The sequence below is a fragment of the Pseudomonas sp. SIMBA_067 genome (assembly GCF_046534675.1).
Classification (GTDB): domain Bacteria; phylum Pseudomonadota; class Gammaproteobacteria; order Pseudomonadales; family Pseudomonadaceae; genus Aquipseudomonas; species Aquipseudomonas putida.
This window is the reverse complement of the sequence record NZ_JAWRYH010000612.1, coordinates 1-264: the sequence shown is the minus strand read 5'-3', so window position 1 is coordinate 264 and position 264 is coordinate 1. Positions and strand designations below refer to the sequence as shown.

The window sequence follows — 264 nt, the reverse complement described above, 5'->3', positions numbered from 1 at the left end:
GTTCTTGTCGATGTAGCCCTGAAATTCCGCTTCCTGCTGGTCATACTCGGCCTGGAACGCTGCCCGTTTCGCTTCGTCGTAGCGTTCCTCCAGCCGCTCGTCACTCTCCAGCTGTGCTCGCTCTACCAACCGCTGGCGCTCCACCGCCGGGTCGGTGAACACCGGTGGTCCGTCGCCGGTCCTGGGCTCCAGCTACGGCACTTTCTGCGCGGCCCACTCCCGGTGCGTGGCGCGAATGACTTGCAGAATCTGCGACGTCTGCAA

General features: G+C 63.6%; 1 pseudogene. It reads right to left on the bottom strand.

Going from position 1 to position 264, the window contains the following annotated elements:
- Positions 1 to 264: pseudogene (locus tag SB765_RS30555) on the bottom strand (hypothetical protein); the annotation flags it as partial.